The sequence below is a fragment of the Piscibacillus halophilus genome, from assembly GCF_900110685.1.
Lineage (GTDB): Bacteria > Bacillota > Bacilli > Bacillales > Alkalibacillaceae > Piscibacillus > Piscibacillus halophilus.
Window position 1 is genome coordinate 1 of the sequence record NZ_FOES01000078.1, and the last position, 1,766, is coordinate 1,766.

1 protein-coding gene is annotated in these 1,766 nt (G+C 36.7%); it reads right to left on the reverse strand.

Annotated elements, in window-relative coordinates:
• Nucleotides 1-153: 153 nt before the first annotated feature.
• On the reverse strand, nt 154-1,611 hold the full coding sequence (locus BMY57_RS15790; protein WP_091776412.1) for an APC family permease: 1,458 nt from the start codon (nt 1,609-1,611) through the stop codon (nt 154-156).
• Nucleotides 1,612-1,766 lie beyond the last annotated feature (155 nt).

A 1,766-nucleotide genomic window follows, 5' to 3' on the forward strand; every position in this document is an offset into this window, starting at 1 on the left:
CCGTGGAAAGCGAGGGCCTAACCTGTAAGATTAAATTTAAAATAAACAATAAATTATCAGAAAATAACCTTTACCCCAACAAATATTTTAGAGCCAGAAAAACACGGGGTTTCTCTACAAGCTGAAGTTGCCTATAAAAGGCAACTTTTTAATCTATTGATTCTTTATTTCTACTTCTTTTCTTCCAAGAATGAGATAGTTTAATTCTTCTTTATTCATTGATTTAATTTCTCTACGTTTAAATAAATAGAATATAATCCCCAATACCACCCAAACTATTAAGGCAATACGAGATTCAAAACCTAAAAATGCTGGCGAATTAGGAATTAATAGTAATAATAAAAATACGAGACTAACCATCATACCAAGTGCTGCTAATACTTTCTTAAATGGTGCCACAATGTTTTTGGAAGGATCAAAGCCCTCTCTTTCTTTCCATTTAAATAAATAGAATGCTGTAAAACAAGTATAGAAGTATGCAATGGTTACGCCAATAGATGACATATCAACTACCCAAAGTAATACTTCACGCCCAAACCATGGTGCTACCATCGCCACCGCAACTGTGAAAATAATACTCACATATGGTGTATTGTGTTTCGGGTGTAGCTTCGAGAATGCGCCTGGGATAATCTTAGCGCGTGACATTGCAAATAATAAACGACTTGATGAAATCGTAAATCCATTTAAACCAGTAAAGATTCCCATCGTTAAAGCTGTCACTAAGATCACAAGACCTAAGACACCTAAAGTATCTTGAATAACTGTACCTGTTCCCCATAAGTGACCTTCAGCGACTACGCTCTGCCATGGAGTTGCCATTGCAGTTGCAAGAATCATTAAGCAATATAACACAGCTGCAAAAATAATCGCTAACACGATTAACGAAAATGCTTTTTTCGAACTAAAGTTGAATTCTTCGGCAGCTTGTGGGATGTTATCAAATCCAACATATGCCCAAGGAGCCATCGCAACAATAACGATAATGGCGGCAAAAGCTGTCTTTTCAGCTGGGAATTGTGGTGTTACGTTCGAAAATCCAGCACCTGGTTGTGCACCGACAAGAAATGCAAGTAAAATAACTCCTAACACCATGACACTACAAAAAATGAATTGCATTCTACCTGAAAAACTCGAGCCTTTAATATTAAAGTAACCAAATATAGCTAAAGCTAAAGTAGCTACGATAATTTCCATTCCATAAACTTGCCAATCAGCCACTACGAATAAAGGAATTCGTTCTATAAATGCTGGGAACACAAATTTAAACATGAGTGCAAAAGCTGATGCGTTTAAAGCCACAATACATATGTATCCCAATGTTAAAAACCAACCACTAATAAATGCATGTGTCCTTCCTAAACTTATAAACGCGTAAGCAAACTCTCCTCCGGTAACCGGGAAACTACGGACTAAGAACCCGTAACTAACTGCAATAACTAACATTAATAGGGCCCCGATCAAGAAACCAATCATAACCCCGCTTGGACCTGCATCAGCCATCCAGTTCGTTGGTTGAACAAAAGCTCCCCAACCAATAGATGATCCTAAGGCAATCGCCCATACCCAATGGGGTTTAAGAGTTTTGGATAATGTCTGTCTATTTTCCAAAATAATACCTCCAAAAAATATAATCAACATCTATTCTACAATATCTATCAAAATTTTCAAAAAATAAAGAGGCTGGGACATAACTAGCCTTAAATAACGTAAAAAAGGCACCAACCATAAAAAGTATGGTTTGGTGCCTTTTTTCTGCTTTGTTT